The organism is Hymenobacter sp. R533113 (assembly GCF_056835965.1).
The window spans coordinates 1465375-1485312 of the sequence record NZ_JAKWBD010000013.1; the positions used below are offsets into that span (position 1 = coordinate 1465375).

Consider the following 19938-nt stretch of genomic DNA (forward strand, 5'->3'; position numbering starts at 1 on the left):
ACCTTTTATTCCCACGGTTTTCTCTACTAGATATGTATACCTGCCTGCTCTACGAGGTGCGCGACGGTGTTGCGACCATTACCCTCAACCGGCCCGATGTATTCAATGCCTTCAACGACCCGCAGAGCTACGAGCTGCAAGATGCGCTGAAGCAGGTGGCGCGCGACGCCACGGTGCGGGCGGTGGTACTCACCGGCGCCGGGCGGGCATTTTGCTCAGGCCAGGATTTGAAGGCCGCGCAGGGGGAAGAGAAACGGTCTTTTTATGACTCTCTGCATAAGCGCTACAACCCTATTATCCGGGCCATGCGCACCCTGCCGAAGCCAATTATCGGGCGGCTGAATGGGGTAGCGGCCGGAGCCGGCTGCTCCTTGGCGCTGGCCTGCGACGCGCTGATTGCCTCCACCGACGCCTCGCTGATTGAGGTTTTCATCAATATTGGGTTGGTACCGGACTCGGGCTCGTCGTACTTTTTGCCGCGCCTGGTGGGTACCCTAAAGGCGTTTGAGCTCTGTACGCTGGGCTCCAAAGTATCGGCCGAGGAAGCGTTGCGGCTGGGCCTGGTAAACCAGGTGGTGGCACCGGAGCAGCTCGACGAGGCTACCTACGCGCTGGCGGCGCGCTATGCGGCGGCGCCTACCAAATCCATTGGCCTGATCAAGCAGATGCTGAACAAAGCCAGTGCCTCCACGCTCGACGAAATGCTGGACTACGAGGCGTATTGCCAACAGATTGCGGGTGAGTCGGATGATTACCGGGAGGGCGTACAAGCGTTTCTGGAGAAGCGCAAGCCTCAGTTTCGCGGGGCTTAATTGCATGCATTAAGCTACAATTTCAACCTCCAAAAAGCGCTGCCTTACTGTAATGTGGCGCTTTTGCTTTGGTCCTCGGCTAGTTGATTTCGCAATGACTAACTATCGAGAAAAGCCCCCGGATGTGCGAAAGGCTCTATATTCCATTGTATTTCAACTAGCTCTGATAACCACCTGACGAGGCTACCGTATAGGCAATAGCTAATTTTCAACCGCTTTAACTATTTGTGCGCTATGTCTTCTGCCCGCTTTCTGCTCCTCGGATGCTGCGTTGTATTGGGTGCCTGCTCACCCGATGCAGGCCAAAAAGATCCGGTAGCGGAAGCCAAGTTTCAAAACGAAAAGCGCATTGGCGAGGCGGCCGTGACGGAGCGGCAGGAGCGCGATGCGGAGTTTATGGTAAACGCCGCCAGCAGTGGCATGTTGGAGCTGGAAATGAGCAAGCTGGCCCAGCAAAAGGCTGCCACACCTGCGGTTCGCAACTTAGCGCAACGCCTGGTACAGCAGCATGGGCAGGTAAGCAATGCCCTGCGAAACTTAGCGCAGCAAAAAATCTGGTCCTGCCCAGCGGACTAGGCAGCGACCAGCAAAAACAATATGCCGACCTAAGTGCCCTGACTGGTACGCAGTTCGATAAGCGGTACATAGAAATGCTGCTGGAGGCGCACAAAAATGACGTGGATGCGTTCGAGGAGATGAGCAAAGACGCTTACGATGGCGACATCCGTGGCTTTGCCGCCAAATTCCTTCCCACGCTTGAGCAGCATCAGGAAAATGTAGACACCGTGGAAAACCAACTAGAAGACTTGCCTTAAATTTTTCATTGTTTATCTGAATTTTAACCCATGTTCCATTTCCCCATACACCGCATATTCTCTGTTCTTGCCTTATTCGCTGCTTTATCGCTGGCTAGCTGTGGGGGCAACACCGAAACCCGCACCGATGGCACAGCTGGCGAGGCCGTAATTGGCCAGGAAGAGGCCGCCGAGCAAGGCGGTGTACAAGCCGACGCTACCGTCATCGACAACGAGGAAGGCGCTACCGTTACTGCCGACGCCGATTCGGTTGAAGCTCTCGACAACGACTAACCTTCGGATAATCTGGTTCGTACACTACTAGCTCTGAACTTTTGTTCAGCTGTTTTCTGCCGCTAATCGCTGACATAATAAGTCGAGGATTGGCGGCAGACCTATTTTTTCAAGTTACAAGCTCAACCATTCCACCCCTTTTCTTACCGCTATGAAACGTACCATCATGAGCCTGCTGTTCGCAGGCATGCTACTGGCTACCAGCGCTTGCAGCAACGAAAAAACCGCCACTACTGACACGCCCACTGATTCGGAGGAAGCTGGTGGCAATGCCGGCGACAACTACATGAATGCCGCTACTGACGGCGATGCCGGCGCAACCACCACCATGCCTTCCGATACGATGGCCGGTGGATCGGCCGCGGCGGCCGGCACCGATCCTGGCATGAATGCAAATGGCGCCGACCCGAACGGTCCTATGGCTCCGCACAAAGACGACCCGGGGTTCATGAAGTCGGCCGCGCACAGCGACCAGAACGAGATGCAGCTCAGCCGTCTGGTGCTTGAAAAAGGGGCAACGGGTATGGCCAAAGACCACGCGAACATGATGATCACCGATCATACAAAGTCGACGGCTGATCTGAAGGTTATTGCCCAGAAGAAGAACGTAACCCTACCCACCGACATGGATGCTGAGCACAAAGCCATTGCTGCTCAAATGCGTACGCTTTCGGGTCCGCAGCTAGAGCAACGCTTTATGCAGCAAATGGTAACCGACCACCAGAAGACGCTTAATACCATGCAGGCCCACAAAGCCATGACTAAGGACGCTGACTTGCAAGGCTTCATTACCAAGACCACGCCTGTAATCCAGAAGCACTTGGATAAGTCGAAGCAACACGCTGACATGAAAATGTAAGCAGAAACCTTCCATATTTTTTTACAAAAAAGCCCCCTAGATCATTTCTGGGGGGCTTTTTATTTATCATCCGAAAGCTAATTTTTTATCGGTAGCCAAAGCGGTAGCGCAGCCCCAGGCTGGCACCGCCCCGCAAGGAGTTGAAACTCTGAAAATTGCTGCGCAAATCCTTGGTCATTACCCATTCGCTGGTGGCTTGAACCCGGCGACGACGCCCAAAACCGTAGCTCGCGTTCAGGCCCAAGGAGGCGTGCATCCCAAACGTGCTGCGCCGAAAACCATATTCATCCGTAAGCTGCCCGTTGGTGAATTGCTGCTCCTCATAGCGCACCGATGACCACACGGGCACCAGGCCACCCATGGCGTCGAACTGCACCCGTCGCAGAAAGGAGCGCGTGAGGGAGTAGCGCAGCAAGGCGGGCAGGGCCAGGTCACGTTCTTCCGTATTGCTTTTGCTGGAAAAGCTTTGGGAGTCAGCATCAACGGTACTTGAGGGAGTTTCTATAGTTTGCCGCTGCATGCCCAGCTGCGCGGCCAGGCGGGGACGCAGGTAATAGCCCGCGTAAACGTAAGTTCCCACTATACTCTGACTGTATCCTCCATAGCCACTTCTGGGGGGAGAAACCGTCATTCCACGGTACGGGTTACGCTCCGAGTATCGTACCCGATATTCGGTTGCCCCCAGCTGCACGCCGGCATAGGCCTGCGGCTGTAGCGCCTCATCTTTATCAAAGGGAACGCCCCGACGCGCATATGGAGTAGCTGGCCCGGAGCCGAGCGCCAATCCTACCCGCAAGCTGCCGTTGGCCGCCACCTCCGGCTTACGCAATGATAGCAAGCTGCTTACGCCGACATTGGCATTAAGAAACCCGTAGCGGCCCAGCCGGCGCTGCAAGCCGTAGAGTACCGCCGCGTCTGCTCTTACCCAACGTCCGTTGGGACTGAGAGAATAAAACGGTGTCTCGCGTGCCTGCCGCCCCAAACCAGCACCCAGCGTCGCGGATACGTAGTTTGCCGAGAAGTTGCTGGTGTTGCGGCCCAAGCGCAAGCGTCGCTCCAGGTTGTAGTAGTAGCGCCCCGCTACTTGCGTGCGCACGCTCAGCCCCCGTTGCACGGTGGCAATAGGCGCGGCGCGGTAGCGGGTAAAAGCCGGACTCACCTCGCCCAGTACCGTCCAGCCGGGGCTGCCGACTCGGCGCTCGTAGGCCAAATGCCCCCCCAGACGAAGGTAGTAGGGGCCGGTTCCACCGCTTGACAGGGCAAAGTTGTTCAGCCCCAGCTTCCAGAGGCCGCGGTCTTCCGGTTGCACGCGCAGCGAAGCCTCGGCTGGGGGCGTTGCCACTATTTCTTCGCCGTAGCTCAGGCGCGTGGTGTCGGCGGGAACAGGAGCAGTTTGGGCCGTAGCCCGGAAGCAGGAGCCAATTGATAACAGGCCTACCCAAAGCAGGTGCCGATAGCGGCGGCAGGAATACAAGTAAGACATAAATGGGTGAGACAGGGGTGAATTAAAGTTGAGGCGCGAGGGGCTGCGTTTGCAAAGTCAGAGGCGCGTAGGAGGTGCTCACGCGCACTACCGGGCGCGACGCGGCAGCCGACACGGTCAAGGATGCGCGGCTGGCAGAGCCTTTTTTGCTGGCAGCGTAAGCCGTTGGCACCGTAAGCGTGCCCTGCTGCACGGCCAGCTGATACGCGAATAGCTCGGGCTGCGGCGCGCTGATCATGACCTCCGTGCGGTCGGCTACTACCGTTAGCTTGCTCAGCGTAGCGGCGAGCTGCAGGCGAATGCTCCCGAAGTAGTTGCTCACCGTACAATTGCCCCCCAGCTCCTGCGCCTGCACCGCCGACTTGGTGGCTTCGCAAATAAATTTGGCTTGTATGTTACTGGCCATCAGGTCGGTGTAGCGGGCCGTGACGGTGAGGGCGCCGCGCAGGTTGCGCAGGGCAATCTTGCCGAAGCTCTGCTCCAACTCCTGCTGGCCCGTGAGGTCGGTCAGCTCGGTTTGGCCGTAGGTATTCACTATCTGGATGGGGCTGCCGGCGGGCATCAGCACGGTATATTCAGCTCGCAGGTCGCTGCGTACGGCCGGGGCACCGGCGGGCAGGGTGAAAAAGTTGACTAGGTAGATCGTATTGCCGCTTTGCTGCAGGCGGTACTGGGCCACTGGCAGGTCCTGTTCGGCTACAGTCCGCTCGGGGTGGCGGGCCGTTAGGCGTAGCACCACTTGCACCGTTGGCTTATTCCAGCCCTGCACCCGCACGGTGGCTTTTTCGGCTCGGATGTTCACCGTCGTGCCTGGGGGGCAATTCCAGCTTTGCTCCAGGGTACGCGTCACGACCTGCACTTTTTGCTGGGCCCGCACCTCCGGCGCCAGCAGCCCCAGCAGTGCGGCCAGCAGCCGGAAGCGCAGCCATGTTCGGGATGAAATAAAGAGAAACATCATGAGATAAGGAGTTGAACCAGTTCGCGGGTAACGGTGGCTTTTAGGCTAATCAGCTGGGCCTGTTGGCGCAGCAGCTCCGGCGACTCACCGAAGCGCCGGGCATCCTGACGCAGCTTTTCTTCTTCTTCTTCCAGCTCCGTCAGTTGGGTGCGCAAGGATTTGAACTCTCCCGATTGGCACACCGTGGGCAGCGACGAACAGTGTGCATCGATAAACGCTTGTCCTTCTTGCTCCAGCGGATCCTCCGAAACTAGGACTGCTGAAGGCAGCGGAGCGGCTATTACTTCCTCGCTGAAAGCTACTGTTTCGCGGAGGCCAGAAGCAGCCGCGGGCTCTGTTGTTGGGCGCTGCTGCCACCATACTCCCAATAGTATCAGCACACTAGCCGCTATAGCTATTAGCCGGCGGAGTGTATGAGCAGGCCACATGAGCCGGACTTTAGCCGGTTCCGCTGGTATAGGCGAGGCAGTAGCCGGAGCGCGCTCATCAAGGCGAGCGGCAATGGCATCCCACAGCATTTCATCCGGCTCGTGCGCGGGAAGAGTAGAAACAAGGTCAGAAAGCGCCTCATGGTCCGCTAACTGCCCCTCAATCCGGGACCACGTGTCCAGGTCGGGTTCATGGGTGGGCAGGCTGTTCAGGGCTCGTTGTAGGTTATGCCCACCAGCCTCGGGTATTTTAGGAGTCTGGCTCATGAGTATAGGTAATGTAGTTTGCGTTGGAGCAGGCGCTTGGCGTGATAGAGCTGCGACTTGCTGGTGCCTTCCGTGATGTCAAGCAGTTCGGCTACTTCGCGGTGGGCGTAGCCTTCCACTTCTACCATGCAGAACACGGCCCGGTAGCCCGCGGGCAGTTCGCCGATGGCTTTGTCGAGAGCCTCGCCGGTCAGGTTGTCGTGCCAGGCCACCAGCGGTTCAGGGTGACGATCCTGGTCGTAGACCTCCATGCGCTGCTCGCGCCGCAGAGTAAGCAGAGCCCGCCGCACCACAATGGTTTTGATCCAGGCCCCCAGCGTCGACTGCTGGCGGAAGTCGATGAGGTGCTGGAATACCTCCACAAAAGCCTCCTGCAAGGCATCCTGCGCTAGCTCCCGGTTGTGCCCCAGTATGCGCAGGGCCGTGGAGAACATAGCCGTCTTGTAGCGCTGGTACAGCTGATACTGCGCCTGCCGGTCCTGGGTCAGGCAGGCAGTTAGTAAGCGCTGTTCTTCGGGCGGCAAAAGCAAAGGAGCGGCTGCTAAGTTGAAATTCGATCTAAAGTGTAAAGCTGGGTACAGAAGGTTGGTCCAGATGAAAAATATTTTTTCCGGCCAGCTCATCTGCTGACATCAGCCCTCATAGCAGACAGGTGAATCCATAAGTGCAGGATATAGGTGGTGTAGCGGCGCGCAAAAATTTACTTAAGCCCGACCAACCATTCTTCCGGTTGCCTCCACTCTAGCATACCAGCGAGCAGCTTGGAAGCGGATTAGAAGCCAAGCCGATTTGCCTGCTAGGCAGCCGCTGCACCCTGAAGCCATCGCCATCGGTAACGTCATTTCCTTGAAAGCATACCTGCAGCTAGGATCAGAGCTGTGCACTTACTTCTTATCCTCTTACTCTTTTCTCCCCTACTCTTATGCTGCCTTTATCTACTCTGCGGATGCTAGCGTTTGCCGCCCTTGCCCTACTGGCTACCAGTTGCGACCAAGAAGAAAATGCCCCCCAGCCAACCGAGCCCGTGCGGGTGGTGGCAGCTCCACTCAAAATGCACACCGTCGCGGTGCGCTACTATCTCAAAGCGTTGGGTGATACTTTTCGGCTGCCAACCATCTCCCCCAATATCACGGTAGACTACGAGCGGGTTGTGTCACAAGGAAATTCTGCCTACAAGCTCCTGGAGGCTAATACCCAGCATCATGAACAAACAATCACTTCCGCGCTTAAAGAAGTGCAGTTGGCCTCTATCGTCACTTACCCTGACGTAATCAGACCGAAAATCACGGTCACCATCTGGGAGGAGCAGGCATCACCTGCTGGCTCTGGCATAGGGTATCAGGTACAGTGTGAGTTGTTAATTGATGGTAAGTCTGTGGGAACCACCACGTACGCAACCGTTGCCGGGCAGACTACGCCCCTATTCGTTACTACTCAAGCTGAGGTATTGCATTAGGTTACTACCATCAGTTATTGATAGGACTTACGCACTTAGTAGTAACTTGAGAAAAAGCCTGGCTTTATGGTGACGCAAGCGACTTACATCGAGTACCTGCTTAGTACGCCCCGCAATTATACGTGTACGCACTTGGCCGAGCACCTGTCGCAGGTGAGCCACGATCAAGTGAACCGATTTCTGCGCCGCAGCTCGTTTTCGCCCACGCAGTTGCGCGAGTTGGTCTTGCCCTTGCTCCACGACTCGCCGGAGGCCTTTTTGCTGGTCGATGATAGCGTGCAGGACAAGCGCTACAGTCGCTTCATTGAAGTAGCCAAACGCCAGTATTCGGGCAACGAACATGGCCTGGTCACCGGCATCTGCCTGGTTAACCTGGTCCACAGCAGCGGACAGGCCGGGGATTTTCTGCCCCTGGACTACCGCGTCTATGCCCCGGAGCTGGATGGCCTGACCAAAAACGAGCATTTCCAGGCCATGTTCGCCCACGTCGTGGCGGAAAATAAAATTCAGGCCCGCACGCTCCTGTTCGATGCCTGGTACAGCGGCAGCGACAACCTGAAGCTGATTCAGCGGGCCGGTTGGACGTTTTTCACGACCCTGAAAAGCAACCGGTTAGTGAGTGCCAGCAAAGAGGGGGCTACCAGTCCCTGGCCGACGTAGCCCCGCCGCCGGGTGGGTGGAGCACCGGCTTGGAAGTACGCTTGCAGAAGGTGCCGTTTGCGGTGCGCTTGTTCCGGCTGGTCGCCCCAAACGGCGACATTGAATGGGTCGTGACCAACAACTTCGCCTTTACGCTTACCCAACCGCTGGTCGAGGCCACCACCCGCACCCGCTGGCAGGTGGAAGAGTTTCACCGCAGCTTCAAGCAGCTGACCGGGGCCGAGAAATGCCAGTGCCGCCGTGCCCAGGCCCAGCGCAACCATCTGGCCTGCTGCTACCTGGCGTGGGTGTCCCTGCGCGAGTTTGCCCGATCAACGGCCCAAACGATTTATCAGGCCCACCAGCACCAATGGGCTCCCTACTTGAGCCAGCTGCTCGCCAAGCCCCTCATTCCTGCCCTGCTCCCCGCAAGTGCGTAAGTCCTAATTGAGCTAAAAAAGCCCCCCATGCACTGCATGGGGGGCTTTTTTACTTTTTGTTTGACAGCTACTCATAAGGCTACCAGACGTTATGATAGGACCTTCTTCTCCTCAGCGTACTTGCTCACTTTCAACTCTTCAGCCAAAAACTTACCAGTATAGCCTTTGTTGGTCTTCGCTACCTGCTCCGGCGTGCCCTGGGCCACAATAGTACCGCCGCCGCCGCCGCCTTCAGGGCCCAGATCAATAACGTGGTCGGCTACTTTAATCAGGTCGAGGTTGTGCTCTATGATGAGGACGGTGTTGCCCTTATCCACCAGCTTTTGCAGCACGTCGGAGAGGTGGCGAATGTCCTCAAAGTGCAGACCCGTGGTTGGCTCGTCGAGGATGTAGAAGGTTTTGCCGGTATCTTTTTTGCCAAGTTCGGTAGCCAGCTTTACCCGCTGGGCTTCTCCGCCCGAGAGCGTGGTGGCCTGCTGGCCCAAAGTCAGGTAGCCCAGACCTACCTCATTCAGCACCTGAATCTTGCGAATGATGCGGGGCTGATTCTCGAAATACTCCACGGCTTTTTCCACCGTCAGGTCGAGCACGTCGGTGATGCTTTTGCCTTTGAAGCGCACTTCTAACGTCTCGCGGTTGTAGCGGCGGCCTTTGCAGGTTTCGCAGGGCACGTGCACGTCGGGTAGGAAGTTCATCTCGATGGTACGCAGGCCGGCACCCTCGCAGGTTTCGCAGCGCCCGCCCTTCACGTTGAAGGAGAAGCGGCCGGGTCCGTAGCCCCGGATTTTAGCCTCCGGCAACGAAGCGAACAGGCTGCGAATCTCGGTGAACACCCCCGTATAGGTCGCCGGATTCGAGCGCGGTGTCCGCCCGATAGGCGACTGATCTACCTCAATTACTTTATCAACCAGCTCCAACCCCTCAATGCTGGCGTAGGGCAGCGGATCGCGTTTGGCGTTGAAAAAGAACTGATTCAGAATCGGATACAGCGTATCGTGGATGAGCGAGGACTTACCCGAGCCCGACACACCCGTCACCGCCACCAGCTTACCGAGCGGGAATTTTACGGTTACGTTCTTTAGGTTGTGGCCCGTGGCACCCTTAAGCGTGAGCGTGTTGCCTTCGCCCTTGCGCTTTTTCTTGCGCAACTCAATGTGGCGCTCCCCACTCAGGTACTGCGAGGTCAGGCTGCCCGATTTAAAGATTTCAGTAGGCGGGCCTTCGGCCACAATATGCCCCCCATGAATGCCCGCGCCCGGTCCGATGTCCAGCACATGGTCGGCGCTCATGATCATATCCTTATCGTGCTCCACCACAATCACCGAGTTGCCGATGTCGCGCAGGTGCTGCAAGGCCTTGATCAGGCGCTCATTATCACGCTGGTGCAGGCCAATGCTGGGCTCATCCATAATGTAGAGCACGCCCACGAGTTGGGTACCAATCTGAGTAGCCAGGCGAATACGCTGCGATTCGCCCCCCGACAGCGTGCGCACCGAGCGGTGCAGACTCAGGTATTCCAGGCCTACTTCCAGCAGGAAGCCAATGCGCTTACGCAATTCCTTGAGCAGCTCCCGCCCAATGACGTTCTGCCGCTCCGTGAGCCGCCCCTCCAAACCCACAAACCACTGACTGAGCTGGTTAATGTCCATCACCGACAGCTCACCGATGTTTTTGCTGTCGATCAGGAAGTGCAATGACTCTTTTTTCAGGCGGTAGCCGCGGCACTCGGGGCACTCGCTGGCCTGGGTGTACTCCTGAATCCAGGCGCGGATATTTTCGGAGTCGGACTCCATCTGGCGGCGTAGAAAAGGAATAATGCCCTCAAAAGGCTCGGTGTAATTCGCCTTTTTAGGGTCCGCGTCTTCGTCCTCGGGCATACCGTAGAGCAGCCGATTCACTAGCTCCTCGGGCAGCTTGTCGATGGGTGTGGACAGGCTGAACTTCTGCTTTTTGAGAATGAGCTGAAGCTGCTGAAAAATCCAGATGTCGCGGTACTCACCCAGGGGGGCAATTCCGCCCCGACTGATACTCAGCTTCTTATCGGGCAATACGCTGTCTTCGGTGATTTGCTGCACTTCGCCCAGGCCGTTGCAGGTAGGGCAAGCGCCGTAGGGCGAGTTGAAAGAGAAAGTGTTCGGGGCCGGGTCGTCGTAGGCGATGCCGGTGGTGGGGTCCATGAGAAAGCGCGAGAAAAACTGTGTTTTCTTGGAATCCGGGTCCAGCACGAGCATGGTGCCTTTGCCGTGGGTCAGCGCGTTCTGCACCGAGCCCGACAACCGGAACCTATCCTCAGTTTTCACCACCAATCGGTCGATGACGATTTCGATGTCGTGGATTTTGTAGCGGTCCACCTGCATTTTGGGCGTCAGGTCGAGCAGCTCGCCATCCACGCGCACTTTGGCGAAGCCGAGCTTGGCAATCTGCTGAAACAGCTCCCGATAGTGGCCTTTACGGCCCTTCACGACGGGGGCCAGCACCACCAGTTTTTTCTCGTTGAAGTGCTTGAGAATGTAGTTAATAATCTGCTCGTCGCTTTGCCGGATCATCTTAGCGCCGGTGGCGTAGCTGAACGCCTCGGCCGTGCGGGCGTAGAGCAGACGCAGGAAGTCGTAAATCTCGGTGATGGTGCCTACCGTGGAGCGCGGGTTGCGCGAAGTGGTCTTCTGCTCAATGCTGATTACCGGCGACAGGCCCTCAATCTTGTCCACGTCGGGCCGCTCCAGGCCGCCCATAAAGGAGCGGGCATAAGCCGAAAACGTCTCCATGTAGCGACGCTGCCCTTCGGCATAAATCGTATCAAAAGCCAGCGACGATTTGCCCGAGCCCGAAATTCCTGTGAACACGACCAGCTTGCCCCTTGGAATCTGAACCGAAACGTTTTTCAGGTTGTGTTCCCGCGCTCCGTACACCTCAATGAAAGGCGCCTCCACATCAGCCGCGTGGCCGTTGGCGGCAACAACAGCGGGAAGCTGGGGGGCAATTTCGGGAGCAGGAGCGGGTACGGAAGCAGATGTTTTCTTAGCCATGCAGCGCGAATCGAATAAGTCCGCAAAGGTAGGCAAAACTCCACCCTTTCGCTATTCAGAATAGCTTATTTGCCAGAGGGTTTAGTAGAATAAACACAGATATTGAGGGAACTAAAATCTAATTTTCTAAACCGTCATGCAGAGGCGGAGCCCAAGCATCTCGCGTGCGGTCGTTGTGGTGCGTTCTAGTTGATAGAACGCACCACAATGACCACACGCCAGACGCTTCAGCTTCGCTTCTGCATGACGGTCTGTTGAAAGCGAATTTGAAAAAGACTTCACTAGCGAGCGGCTGGGGGGCAAATTCTTACCTTGCCGCCTGATTTTAGCTTCCCTCCATGGTTTTCAGCAGCACGCTGTTTCTATTCTACTTCTTCCCCGCGTTTCTGCTCTGCTATTACCTGGTGCCGGCCCGGTTCAAGAACGTTGTGGCACTCACGGCTAGTCTCCTATTTTATGCCTGGGGCGGGCTGCATTTTCTGGCTTTGTTCATCGGCTCGGTGGTGCTCAACTTCTTTCTCATCCGCCTAATGGCTGAGGCCGTGGGCTGGCAGAAGCGTATCTATTTGATTTTGAGCATTATTCTCAATGTAGGAATGCTCTTTTATTTCAAGTACGCTAACTTCTTTCTCGAAAATTTTGGGGCTGTACAAAAGGCGTTGGGTGGCCCGGCGCTCACCTGGGAGAAAGTAGTACTGCCCATCGGCATCTCCTTTTTCACCTTCGAGAAGCTCACGTATTCTATTGACGTGTACCGGGGCGTGAATCGGCCGCTGCGCAGCTTCTGGGACTTCATGTTGTACATCATGCTGTTTCCGAAGATGATTGCTGGCCCCATTGTGCGCTTCCATGAAATCGCCGATCAGCTCCAGGATCGGAGCGCCTTCGACACCGTCGACCATAAGCTGGCTGGCTTGTTTCGCTTTGTGGTTGGCTTAGCTAAGAAAGTGCTACTTGCTAACACCTTAGGCCAGGAAGCCGACCGAATTTTTGCGCTCAATCCGGCGGAGATGTCAGCGCCGCTGGCCTGGCTGGGCGCGGTAGCGTACACCTTCCAGATTTACTTCGACTTCTCCGGCTACTCTGATATGGCTATCGGCATCGGGCGCATGATAGGATTTCAATTTCCCGAAAACTTCAACAATCCGTACATCTCGCGTAGCATCACCGAGTTCTGGCAGCGCTGGCACATCACGCTTGGCCGCTGGATGCGCGACTACCTCTACATTCCGCTGGGGGGCAATCGGGTAAAGCCGGCCCGCCTGTACGTCAACCTCTGGACGGTATTCTTGCTTTCCGGCTTCTGGCATGGCGCGGCCTGGAATTTTATTGCCTGGGGGGCATTTCACGGCTTTTTTCTCATCCTCGACCGGCTGGTGTGGCTGCGCATCTCGCGCCGGCTGGGAGTGCTGAGCGCGGTGCCGACGTTTGTAGTTGTCGTAGTGGGCTGGGTGCTATTTCGGGCCGACAGCCTTGGTGGAGCTATGGCTTATTTGCAGCAAATGGTAAGTGGCAGCTGGCAGCAATGGCCCGCTATAAGCCGGGAGTTGGGCCTGACGCTGGTGCTGGCTACGCTGTTTTCCTTCGCCGCCACCTTGCCTCGGGTAAAGCGCTGGGAGGTGAGCATGTTCACGGCTCAGCCTTACCGGGTGCGGCAGGCGGCGGGCCTGAGCCTGCTCACCGGCTTACTGTTCGTACTCAGTGTGAGCTACTTACTAGGCAGCACGTTCAATCCGTTCATCTACTTCAGGTTTTAGCGCGTGCCTACTCCCCGCCCTACTTTACTGAAACGGTTGGCCCTGCTAGGTGCGTTGGCGCTGCTGTTTTTGCCCCCCATTCAAACTCTGCTCAACGTTAAGATTTTTCGGGCGGGCTCGTTGGGCGGCTACGCGGAGTTGGCTCCTAAGCCGGCGCTTACCTGGGCTGGGCTGCGCGACAACACCTACCAATCCGCCCTGGAACGCTACCTGGCTGATCATCTTGGTTTCCGCCACTGGTTTATCCGGCCGCGCAATCAAGTAGCCTACTCTCTTTTCGGCGAAGCCAAGGTGCAGAACGTGCTGCTGGGCAAGGACGGAATGCTGTTTGAAGAATCGCCTATTCAAGCGTATCTGGGGCAGGATTTTGTGGGCGAAAACGTGGTTCAGGCCAATGTCAGCCAGTTGCGGGCCTTGCAGGATACGCTGGCGCGGCGCGGCAAACTGCTGCTATTTGTTATTGCGCCCAGCAAGGCCTCGTTCTTTCCGGAATACCTGCCGGCTAAGTACCGCAACCAGTGGGTGCGCACGTCCAACTACGAGGCCTACGCCCGGCAAATGCGCAACAGCGGCATCAACCTACTGGACTTCAGCGCCCTGTTCCGGCAGTGGAAAGACACTGCCTCCTACCCGCTTTTCACCCGCGTTGGTATTCACTGGAGCGGTTACGGAGCCACGCTGGCCGCCGACACGCTTTTCCGCTACATGGAGCAGCGTGGGCAATTCGACTTACCCGACTTTCACTCCGCCAGCCTGGAAGTGTCGACCACGCCGCGCTACACCGATAATGATATTGCCAAAGCCTTGAACCTCATCTGGACACCGGGCGCCGGGCCGCTGGCTTACCCTAACATCGTGTTTCAAGCCCCCAAGTCCCATCAGCGCCAACCTCACCTGCTGGTAGTCGGCGACAGTTTCGTGTACAGCTTTATTGAATTTTACCCCTACCTCGATTCCCTATTCGCCCAGGATTCCCACTTCTGGTACTACAACCAGGAAGTGGTGTGGCGTAAGCTGGGGGGCAAAATTCAGGGTGAGTCGCAAGTTGCCCTCCTCGACCGACGCGCTCAGCTGGCCGCGCACGACGTGTTTTTGGTGCTATTCACGGAGCACAATCTGGCTGAGCTTGATCATAGCTTTGCAGCTGAGGCCCTTCAGGCCCTGAGCACCCCTTAGGTTTGGCTTCGTTCTTGTCGAGAGTAGGACAATTCCTTCACCCTACAGCCTCTCTCTATGTCTTCACGATTTAAATTTGCGCTTACCGGCGCATTTGCCTTGTTCCTGCTCGGCGTTGCTGAGCCCGCTCAAGCTCAGGTTAATATTAATATCAACTCGCCCTCCTGGGGTCCGGCGGCCCCGGCCGGCACGCAGTATTATTACATCCCTGAGGTAGGCGGCTACTACGACCTGCGCGATAAGCACTACGTGGTGCAGCGTGAGGGCAAATGGAAACGGGTAACCACTATTTCAAATTATAACCCCAACAGCTTTCACCCGGTGGTTATTAACTACATCGGTGCTCAGCCCTGGGTCCTGGTTCGGGAGCATAAAGTGAAATATCCCAAGGCGGGTCATCCGCACGGAATGCCCCCCGGCCAGGCCAAAAAGATGCGTCCGGCGTATCCGGCCGGCAACGTGATTGTGGTGCAGCAGAGTGGCGGCCATCCCGGCAAAGGTCATGGTGGTAAAGGCCACGGTAAAAGCAAACATTAGGTTGGAATCTCAACCTTGAGTAAGCGGCCCTGTTTGATCACCAAACAGGGCCGCTTACGTTATACCTCCTATGAAAACCTACCAACCCATCAGCTGCTCCTTCTACGACGAGCTGGAAGCCCGCGCTACTACCAGTCAGCCCTGCACGCTCACCTACTGCTTGGAGCCCAATACGCCCCCCAGCACCTACCAAGGCATTATCAGCGACCTGTTTATAAAGAATAAAGTAGAGTACCTGCGCCTGCAAGACGGCTTCAAACTGAGGCTAGACGCACTGGTAGCAGTAGATGACAAGGAACTGCGGAATTATTGCTAACTGCAGCTCATCCTGGTGCCTATCTAAGCTTTTGCAAGCGTGCCGCGAAAGCTATATGAGAGACCCTGCGCTTACTCACTTGTTAGGGTATAGACCTAAAAAGTAAGCGCGAGTGGTTCCCCCTGGTAGAAGGCTATCATCTGATGCTTGAAAAAACACTCATACTTAGCCTGCACCAGCTCAGATTGCGCGGTTATTAGTCGGCTGCGCGTAATGCTATACTGCACAGCATCAATGCCTCCCGCCGCCAATAGCTTGGTCGCATAGCGGTGCTCTTCGCCGATAATGGCCTGCTGAAGTTGAAGCGCTTGGTATTTTTTGGCCGCAGCCCTATAGTCCAGCCAGGCACTCAGCACTTTACCTTTAAGCTCTTGGTCTACTTGCTGATAATTGAGCTTTGCCGACGCTACCTCCAGCTTGGTCAGTTGGTCGGTGCTGCGCAGCTGAAAGCGGTTGAAAAGCGGAACATTCAAGGCTAATCCTACCCGGCGGTTCAGATTGTCGAGTACTTGCGTGTTAAAACCCTCGGGCTTATAATTAGACGTGCGCGTTCCCAGTTGGCCCGTAACCGCCAGGCTCGGTTTATAGCTAGCCCGTAGTACCTGTCCAGCATATTGCGCTGCTTGAATCTGGGCTTCTGCCGCCTTCAGATCGGGCATTACTGGCACTGAGGTAGCCAGCACTTCTTTACTGGTGCGCTCCGTCGTTAGCCAGGTATCGGGAATATTGACGGGCTGGATGGCCAGCTCATCTGTCAGTGGCAGTCCCATTACCTGCCGTAACGTAAAAAGCGCCTTCTCGACGCTGTTTTCTGCATAAATAGCTATCAGGTCTTCTTCCGCAATCTGCGCCTGCAAACTCAGTCCATCTCGTTTGCTGAGTACTCCCCTATCCATCTGGGCCCTTACATTTCGGTGCTGCTCCCGCAAAAAAGCCCCCCGCTGTCGGGAGTTTGCCAATTGCTCCTGACTGAGTAGCACCTGCAGAAAAGAATAAAGTACTTCTAGCGAAATACTGTTTTTGTTTGCCTGAGAAGCGTACGTAGCGGCTGCTACTTGTTGATCGCGCAGCTTTACTTGGTAAGAACTAGCAAAGGAGTTAAAGACGTTCAGATTGAAGTTCACGGCCGCCTGATTACCAAAATTGAATTGGTCCGAAAGCTCGTTAGTAGATGGATCAATCAGGAAGCCCCAGTTACCTGTTGTGCGTACCCGGGCATTTACCGTAGGCAAAAAGGCATTTTTGGCCGAGTTAAGCTGCACTATGCTCTTATCCTGGAGCAAGCCGGCCTGCTGAATCTGCAGGTTATGGGTTTGCGCAAAGTCCAGGCACTCGGCTAGCGTCCAGGTTTTTTGGCCCAGAGCCGTATGACCTAGCAAGCAAAGCAGTAGTCCAACCCCGTATTTTTTGGAAGACGCGAGAACAGGTAATTGGCCCTGGCGAAGTAAGAATTTCCAGCCAGCAAGTAGCAGCAACAAGACGTTAGGCATAAATAAGCGTAGGGCTAAAATCGGCTATTCTTCCAAGGCAAGTATCACCTGCTTCACTCCCTCTACTGCTTGCAAAGCCTCGACCAAGGCACCATTGCTACCCGTATTTTTTAAGTTAGCTGAGTAAGAAAACTGCGTCAGCGAGCCACTTTTCAAGGTGGATGCCTGCGTGCTCACCACTTTGTAGCGTTTACAGAAAGACTCCAGAATGGCGGTGTAATCGCTTTCTTTACTCAGCGTAGCCTTGCGAATAACCGTCAGTACAAAGTCCTCTTGGCGGGTGTTAGCCAAACCGTAGGCCATACCAGTAGTAACTATGCCAATGAGCAGGCACCCAACCAAAGCCACTGAATACAAGCCCTCTCCACAGGCCAGGCCAATAGCAAGGGCGAAGAAGAGAAACATAAAATCCTGGGCGCCCTTCATGGCCGTGCGGAACCGGATGATGGATAAGATACCCACCATACTAAAGGCTTGGGCCAGGTTGTCGCCTACTACCATCATCACGAAAGCCGTAATCATGGTCAGCATTACAATGGACTTAATCAGATTGACTGAGTAGCTTCCTTTGCGGAAAGCCAGTACATAGAAGAAGGAAATTAGTAGGCCACAGAGCATGGCCCATAGCGTATTGCCTAGTACTTCCCGAACCGTGATAGAGAAATCGAAAACTGTCTGAACGTCCTGCTGCATAAAATGAAAAGCTCAATCCGAGGTAACAGCCGGTATTTAGTAGACAAAAATTGCTTCTGCCGTGCGGGCTACGTGGTTTCTTAAGGAAATAGGTTGGCACGAAACAGTGGTTCGCACAATCATACCAGGAACCAGGGGGGCATTTATTTCATCAATCAGGGCAGTGACGAAGAATGCCTGCCGGCCATCCACGATCTGGACCGTGTTATCGATACCGATGATTTTACCCACTGCGGTTTGCGTGGTGCCAGTAATGGCTACTTCTATTTTTTGCCCTAACTGGACATAGTTTCTTTCCAGATAATTAATGGGCAGAAGCGCGACGTAAGCGGAGTTATCAGCTACGGAGACCAAAACCTCTTCCGTCGGATTAGCTGCCGCCTTCTGTAAAAGCACGGTCCCCGAAACCGGCGAGACCAGCGTGAGGTCTTTTAAGCCTTGCTGAAGGTGATGAATCTGTTGCTGCAACGACCTAATGCGGGTGCGAATGACGCGAATCTGCTCGGGCTTTCCCCCAGTAGTGGCCGATTTGAAACCAGCCTCGATCATGTTTACATTCAATTCGCGCACGCGCAACATATTTACCGCCAGCTCATAATCCTGCCGGGACGTTAGCGAATCCTGGTGCAGGGCCCCGGCCCGCTCAGTTACTACCTGCTGACTAGATAGCTCCTGCTTAGCTAAGGCCAGCTGGTTTGCCACGCCCTCTACGTCCGCAGACTTCTGCCCTGAGCTAACAAGATCTAACTCGGCCTGCTGCACAGCCAACTCTCCCTGCAATTCCACCAACCGTTCATGATCTTGGTTGGAGTACATGCTGGCTACAGTGTCCCCTTTGCTTAGCTGGGGCAGATGAAATAGCTTCGGATTAAGCTGAAAATTCGCTTGGTAGCCCCGTTGGAATACGGAGGCCGAAAAAGCGCTCAACCGCCCCGTCCGGTTGTCTTTCAGCGTAGAAATAAGATTGCCATTCTGCGCCCGGCTCAACGTCCATTCGCTCACCGGCATCACTAAGCTGGTAGTTTGAATGGTGTAGGGAAGGGCAGCAGGCGTTAGCTCAATGGCCGTGGTTAGGACAACTAATGGGGTCGCCGCCAGGAGTAAGTTTCTTGTTAAGAATGCTTTAACCATAAGAAAGCGGCCGTACGATTAAGCGTCAGCACCAATAAGTATTTTCTTGAAATTATTATATATTACTTCTTGAATAAAATAGACCAACAACTACGCCAAAAACCCGATCAGTGCTTTAGCTTAGATTGTGGATAAATAGGGTAAAATAATAACCTTGCTCTTTGTATCAGGCTACTCCACAGACAGCAGAGCTGGATATGCTCTATGCTTTTGAGTACGACTTAAACTAATAATATACCTCTCTACGTATCTTGCACTATACTCAGCCCGTAGAGCTGCTGTATTACTCCGTAGTATCAAACTAAAATCACTTACTATGAATTTTATATGCACTTGGTTGTGTGCTGATAAAAAAGGGGAAGAAAGTATCTTTCCGCAAACAGGACAGAAATCATCCAGCCAGAGTCATCAAAACATATATTGGCGTTGCCTTACTTTATTTTTTGCAACCAGCAGACGTTTTAATAAAAACGAGAAGCACATCCTTTTTACTAATGTAAAACACCTTCCTGAGGTAGATGGCAAAAACGTAAGCGATTTGCTTACTGAATTACAAGTTGACGTAGTTTTTACTGATTTTAAATACAAAACACCTAAAGGGTATTTCGAAACATTTCAAAATCAGTTTTACGAATTTTCAATTCTTGAATACATAGCCAACAATAACAAGAATGACAATGATAATTATCTGGTATTAGACTCAGACTGTATCTTTCTTAGGGCCACCGACGAATTATTCGTTGAAGCTGGTAATAGCAAGGGCTTTCTATCCTTTGAATATGAGTGCCCTCCGGAGGAAGTAATTAACGGCCTCAGCAAACTGGATATGAAGAAGTTATATGGAGAACTTTTGAATAGAAGAATCAATGATATTCCAGGCTACCATTTAGGCGAGTTTTTTCTAGCCAGCGTTAAGAATATCAACCTGGTGTTTTCAGGATTCCTTGAGCTTTGGCCAGAATTACTACGTCGAAACAGCCTTGGTCTGCCAAAATTTAATGAAGAAGCGCAGACACTGAGCTACCTGTATTATAAAAACGGATTTACGTCTTCTGCTAAAAAAACGCTTTTAAAGAGAATCTGGACAAACCCGGTTTTCTTTAGGAATGTTGAAAAAACCGACACAAACGTGGCTGTATGGCATCTGCCGTCAGAAAAGCAGTTTGGATTAGCTGACTTATACGAAATCTTGATTAATAAACGTCAGGACTTCGGATTTTCTCTTAGTGACGAGCAGTATAGGCTGCTTGCTCAAAATACGCTGGGCATTCCGCACTTGCCGATAGCAATGAGGGCTAAGTATTATGTACTTAGCTATTATCGTGCTTTGCGAAAACGCGCAAAAAAGCAATTAGCGCGCGTGTAAAAGCAGGTAATATGCG

17 protein-coding genes and 2 pseudogenes are annotated in these 19938 nt (G+C 54.4%); 11 read left to right on the plus strand and 8 right to left on the minus strand.

The features are described 5' to 3' along the window. The first annotated feature begins 32 nt into the window (after positions 1-32). From MKZ35_RS15725 to MKZ35_RS15740, 4 genes and pseudogenes are all read left to right on the plus strand, one after another. Entirely contained in the window at positions 33-812 is a 780-nt protein-coding gene (locus MKZ35_RS15725) for an enoyl-CoA hydratase-related protein (protein ID WP_482514159.1), read from the plus strand. Positions 813-1247: 435 nt separating this feature from the next. Further along, a pseudogene (locus MKZ35_RS15730) lies at positions 1248-1627 on the plus strand (DUF4142 domain-containing protein). A 30-nt stretch (positions 1628-1657) separates the two neighbouring features. Next, positions 1658-1900: a hypothetical protein gene (locus tag MKZ35_RS15735; protein WP_482514160.1), complete on the plus strand. Its 243-nt coding sequence runs from the start codon at positions 1658-1660 to the stop codon at positions 1898-1900. A gap of 151 nt (positions 1901-2051) precedes the next feature. Next, positions 2052-2759: a DUF4142 domain-containing protein gene (locus tag MKZ35_RS15740; RefSeq protein WP_482514161.1), complete on the plus strand. Its 708-nt coding sequence runs from the start codon at positions 2052-2054 to the stop codon at positions 2757-2759. 85 nt (positions 2760-2844) lie between these two features. Here the strand turns inward: MKZ35_RS15740 and MKZ35_RS15745 are convergent, their stop codons facing one another. The 4 genes from MKZ35_RS15745 to MKZ35_RS15760 are packed head-to-tail and all read right to left on the minus strand — an operon-like array spanning position 2845 to position 6419. Further along, positions 2845-4242, minus strand: coding sequence for a hypothetical protein (locus MKZ35_RS15745; RefSeq protein WP_482514162.1), 1398 nt, complete (start codon positions 4240-4242; stop codon positions 2845-2847). Positions 4243-4264: 22 nt separating this feature from the next. After that, positions 4265-5200 (minus strand): hypothetical protein, encoded by a 936-nt coding sequence (locus tag MKZ35_RS15750; RefSeq protein WP_482514163.1) that lies wholly within the window; start codon positions 5198-5200, stop codon positions 4265-4267. Next, positions 5197-5895 carry a hypothetical protein gene (locus MKZ35_RS15755; RefSeq protein ID WP_482514164.1) on the minus strand — a complete coding sequence of 233 codons (699 nt, stop codon included), beginning with the start codon at positions 5893-5895 and terminating at the stop codon, positions 5197-5199. The genes MKZ35_RS15750 and MKZ35_RS15755 overlap by 4 nt, the downstream gene beginning before the upstream one ends. Beyond that, a complete protein-coding gene (locus tag MKZ35_RS15760; protein WP_482514165.1) occupies positions 5892-6419 on the minus strand; it encodes an RNA polymerase sigma factor in 528 nt (175 codons plus the stop codon). The genes MKZ35_RS15755 and MKZ35_RS15760 overlap by 4 nt, the downstream gene beginning before the upstream one ends. Before the next feature lie 398 nt (positions 6420-6817). Here MKZ35_RS15760 and MKZ35_RS15765 point away from each other — a divergent pair, with 398 nt between their 5' ends. Then, a complete protein-coding gene (locus MKZ35_RS15765) occupies positions 6818-7351 on the plus strand; it encodes a hypothetical protein (RefSeq protein WP_482514166.1) in 534 nt (177 codons plus the stop codon). Positions 7352-7417: 66 nt separating this feature from the next. Then, positions 7418-8430: pseudogene (locus MKZ35_RS15770) on the plus strand (IS701 family transposase). Positions 8431-8519: 89 nt separating this feature from the next. On the opposite strand, the gene uvrA reads toward MKZ35_RS15770, so the two are convergent. Next, the gene (gene uvrA / locus MKZ35_RS15775; protein ID WP_482514769.1) at positions 8520-11456 is read right to left on the minus strand and encodes an excinuclease ABC subunit UvrA; all 2937 of its coding nucleotides are present in this window, start codon (positions 11454-11456) and stop codon (positions 8520-8522) included. A 338-nt stretch (positions 11457-11794) separates the two neighbouring features. Here uvrA and MKZ35_RS15780 point away from each other — a divergent pair, with 338 nt between their 5' ends. The 4 genes from MKZ35_RS15780 to MKZ35_RS15795 all read left to right on the plus strand — a co-directional run bounded on the left by MKZ35_RS15780 (position 11795) and on the right by MKZ35_RS15795 (position 15242). Then, positions 11795-13213 carry an MBOAT family O-acyltransferase gene (locus MKZ35_RS15780; RefSeq protein ID WP_482514167.1) on the plus strand — a complete coding sequence of 473 codons (1419 nt, stop codon included), beginning with the start codon at positions 11795-11797 and terminating at the stop codon, positions 13211-13213. A 3-nt stretch (positions 13214-13216) separates the two neighbouring features. Continuing rightward, the gene (locus MKZ35_RS15785; protein WP_482514168.1) at positions 13217-14389 is read left to right on the plus strand and encodes an alginate O-acetyltransferase AlgX-related protein; all 1173 of its coding nucleotides are present in this window, start codon (positions 13217-13219) and stop codon (positions 14387-14389) included. 57 nt (positions 14390-14446) lie between these two features. Then, positions 14447-14926 (plus strand): TolB-like translocation protein, encoded by a 480-nt coding sequence (locus MKZ35_RS15790; protein WP_482514169.1) that lies wholly within the window; start codon positions 14447-14449, stop codon positions 14924-14926. 70 nt (positions 14927-14996) lie between these two features. Further along, a complete protein-coding gene (locus MKZ35_RS15795; protein WP_482514170.1) occupies positions 14997-15242 on the plus strand; it encodes a hypothetical protein in 246 nt (81 codons plus the stop codon). A gap of 95 nt (positions 15243-15337) precedes the next feature. Here the strand turns inward: MKZ35_RS15795 and MKZ35_RS15800 are convergent, their stop codons facing one another. From MKZ35_RS15800 to MKZ35_RS15810, 3 genes are read right to left on the minus strand one after another with little or no spacing between them, the layout of a single operon-like run. Then, the gene (locus tag MKZ35_RS15800; protein ID WP_482514171.1) at positions 15338-16732 is read right to left on the minus strand and encodes a TolC family protein; all 1395 of its coding nucleotides are present in this window, start codon (positions 16730-16732) and stop codon (positions 15338-15340) included. Between the two features lie 24 nt (positions 16733-16756). Next, positions 16757-17425, minus strand: coding sequence for a DUF4956 domain-containing protein (locus MKZ35_RS15805; protein WP_482514172.1), 669 nt, complete (start codon positions 17423-17425; stop codon positions 16757-16759). Between the two features lie 36 nt (positions 17426-17461). Further along, the gene (locus tag MKZ35_RS15810) at positions 17462-18556 is read right to left on the minus strand and encodes an HlyD family secretion protein (RefSeq protein ID WP_482514173.1); all 1095 of its coding nucleotides are present in this window, start codon (positions 18554-18556) and stop codon (positions 17462-17464) included. Positions 18557-18893: 337 nt separating this feature from the next. Here MKZ35_RS15810 and MKZ35_RS15815 point away from each other — a divergent pair, with 337 nt between their 5' ends. Continuing rightward, complete coding sequence (locus MKZ35_RS15815) at positions 18894-19922, plus strand: hypothetical protein (RefSeq protein WP_482514174.1); 1029 nt, start codon at positions 18894-18896, stop codon at positions 19920-19922. The last annotated feature ends 16 nt before the right edge of the window (positions 19923-19938 follow it).

Coding starts and splice junctions, on each gene's coding strand:
- MKZ35_RS15725 (WP_482514159.1), top strand. CDS start 33: ATGTATACCTGCCTGCTCTACGAGGTGCGCGACGGTGTTGCGACCATT.
- MKZ35_RS15735 (WP_482514160.1), top strand. CDS start 1,658: ATGTTCCATTTCCCCATACACCGCATATTCTCTGTTCTTGCCTTATTC.
- MKZ35_RS15740 (WP_482514161.1), top strand. CDS start 2,052: ATGAAACGTACCATCATGAGCCTGCTGTTCGCAGGCATGCTACTGGCT.
- MKZ35_RS15745 (WP_482514162.1), bottom strand. CDS start 4,242: ATGTCTTACTTGTATTCCTGCCGCCGCTATCGGCACCTGCTTTGGGTA.
- MKZ35_RS15750 (WP_482514163.1), bottom strand. CDS start 5,200: ATGATGTTTCTCTTTATTTCATCCCGAACATGGCTGCGCTTCCGGCTG.
- MKZ35_RS15755 (WP_482514164.1), bottom strand. CDS start 5,895: ATGAGCCAGACTCCTAAAATACCCGAGGCTGGTGGGCATAACCTACAA.
- MKZ35_RS15765 (WP_482514166.1), top strand. CDS start 6,818: ATGCTGCCTTTATCTACTCTGCGGATGCTAGCGTTTGCCGCCCTTGCC.
- uvrA (WP_482514769.1), bottom strand. CDS start 11,456: ATGGCTAAGAAAACATCTGCTTCCGTACCCGCTCCTGCTCCCGAAATT.
- MKZ35_RS15780 (WP_482514167.1), top strand. CDS start 11,795: ATGGTTTTCAGCAGCACGCTGTTTCTATTCTACTTCTTCCCCGCGTTT.
- MKZ35_RS15790 (WP_482514169.1), top strand. CDS start 14,447: ATGTCTTCACGATTTAAATTTGCGCTTACCGGCGCATTTGCCTTGTTC.
- MKZ35_RS15795 (WP_482514170.1), top strand. CDS start 14,997: ATGAAAACCTACCAACCCATCAGCTGCTCCTTCTACGACGAGCTGGAA.
- MKZ35_RS15800 (WP_482514171.1), bottom strand. CDS start 16,732: ATGCCTAACGTCTTGTTGCTGCTACTTGCTGGCTGGAAATTCTTACTT.
- MKZ35_RS15805 (WP_482514172.1), bottom strand. CDS start 17,425: ATGCAGCAGGACGTTCAGACAGTTTTCGATTTCTCTATCACGGTTCGG.
- MKZ35_RS15810 (WP_482514173.1), bottom strand. CDS start 18,556: ATGGTTAAAGCATTCTTAACAAGAAACTTACTCCTGGCGGCGACCCCA.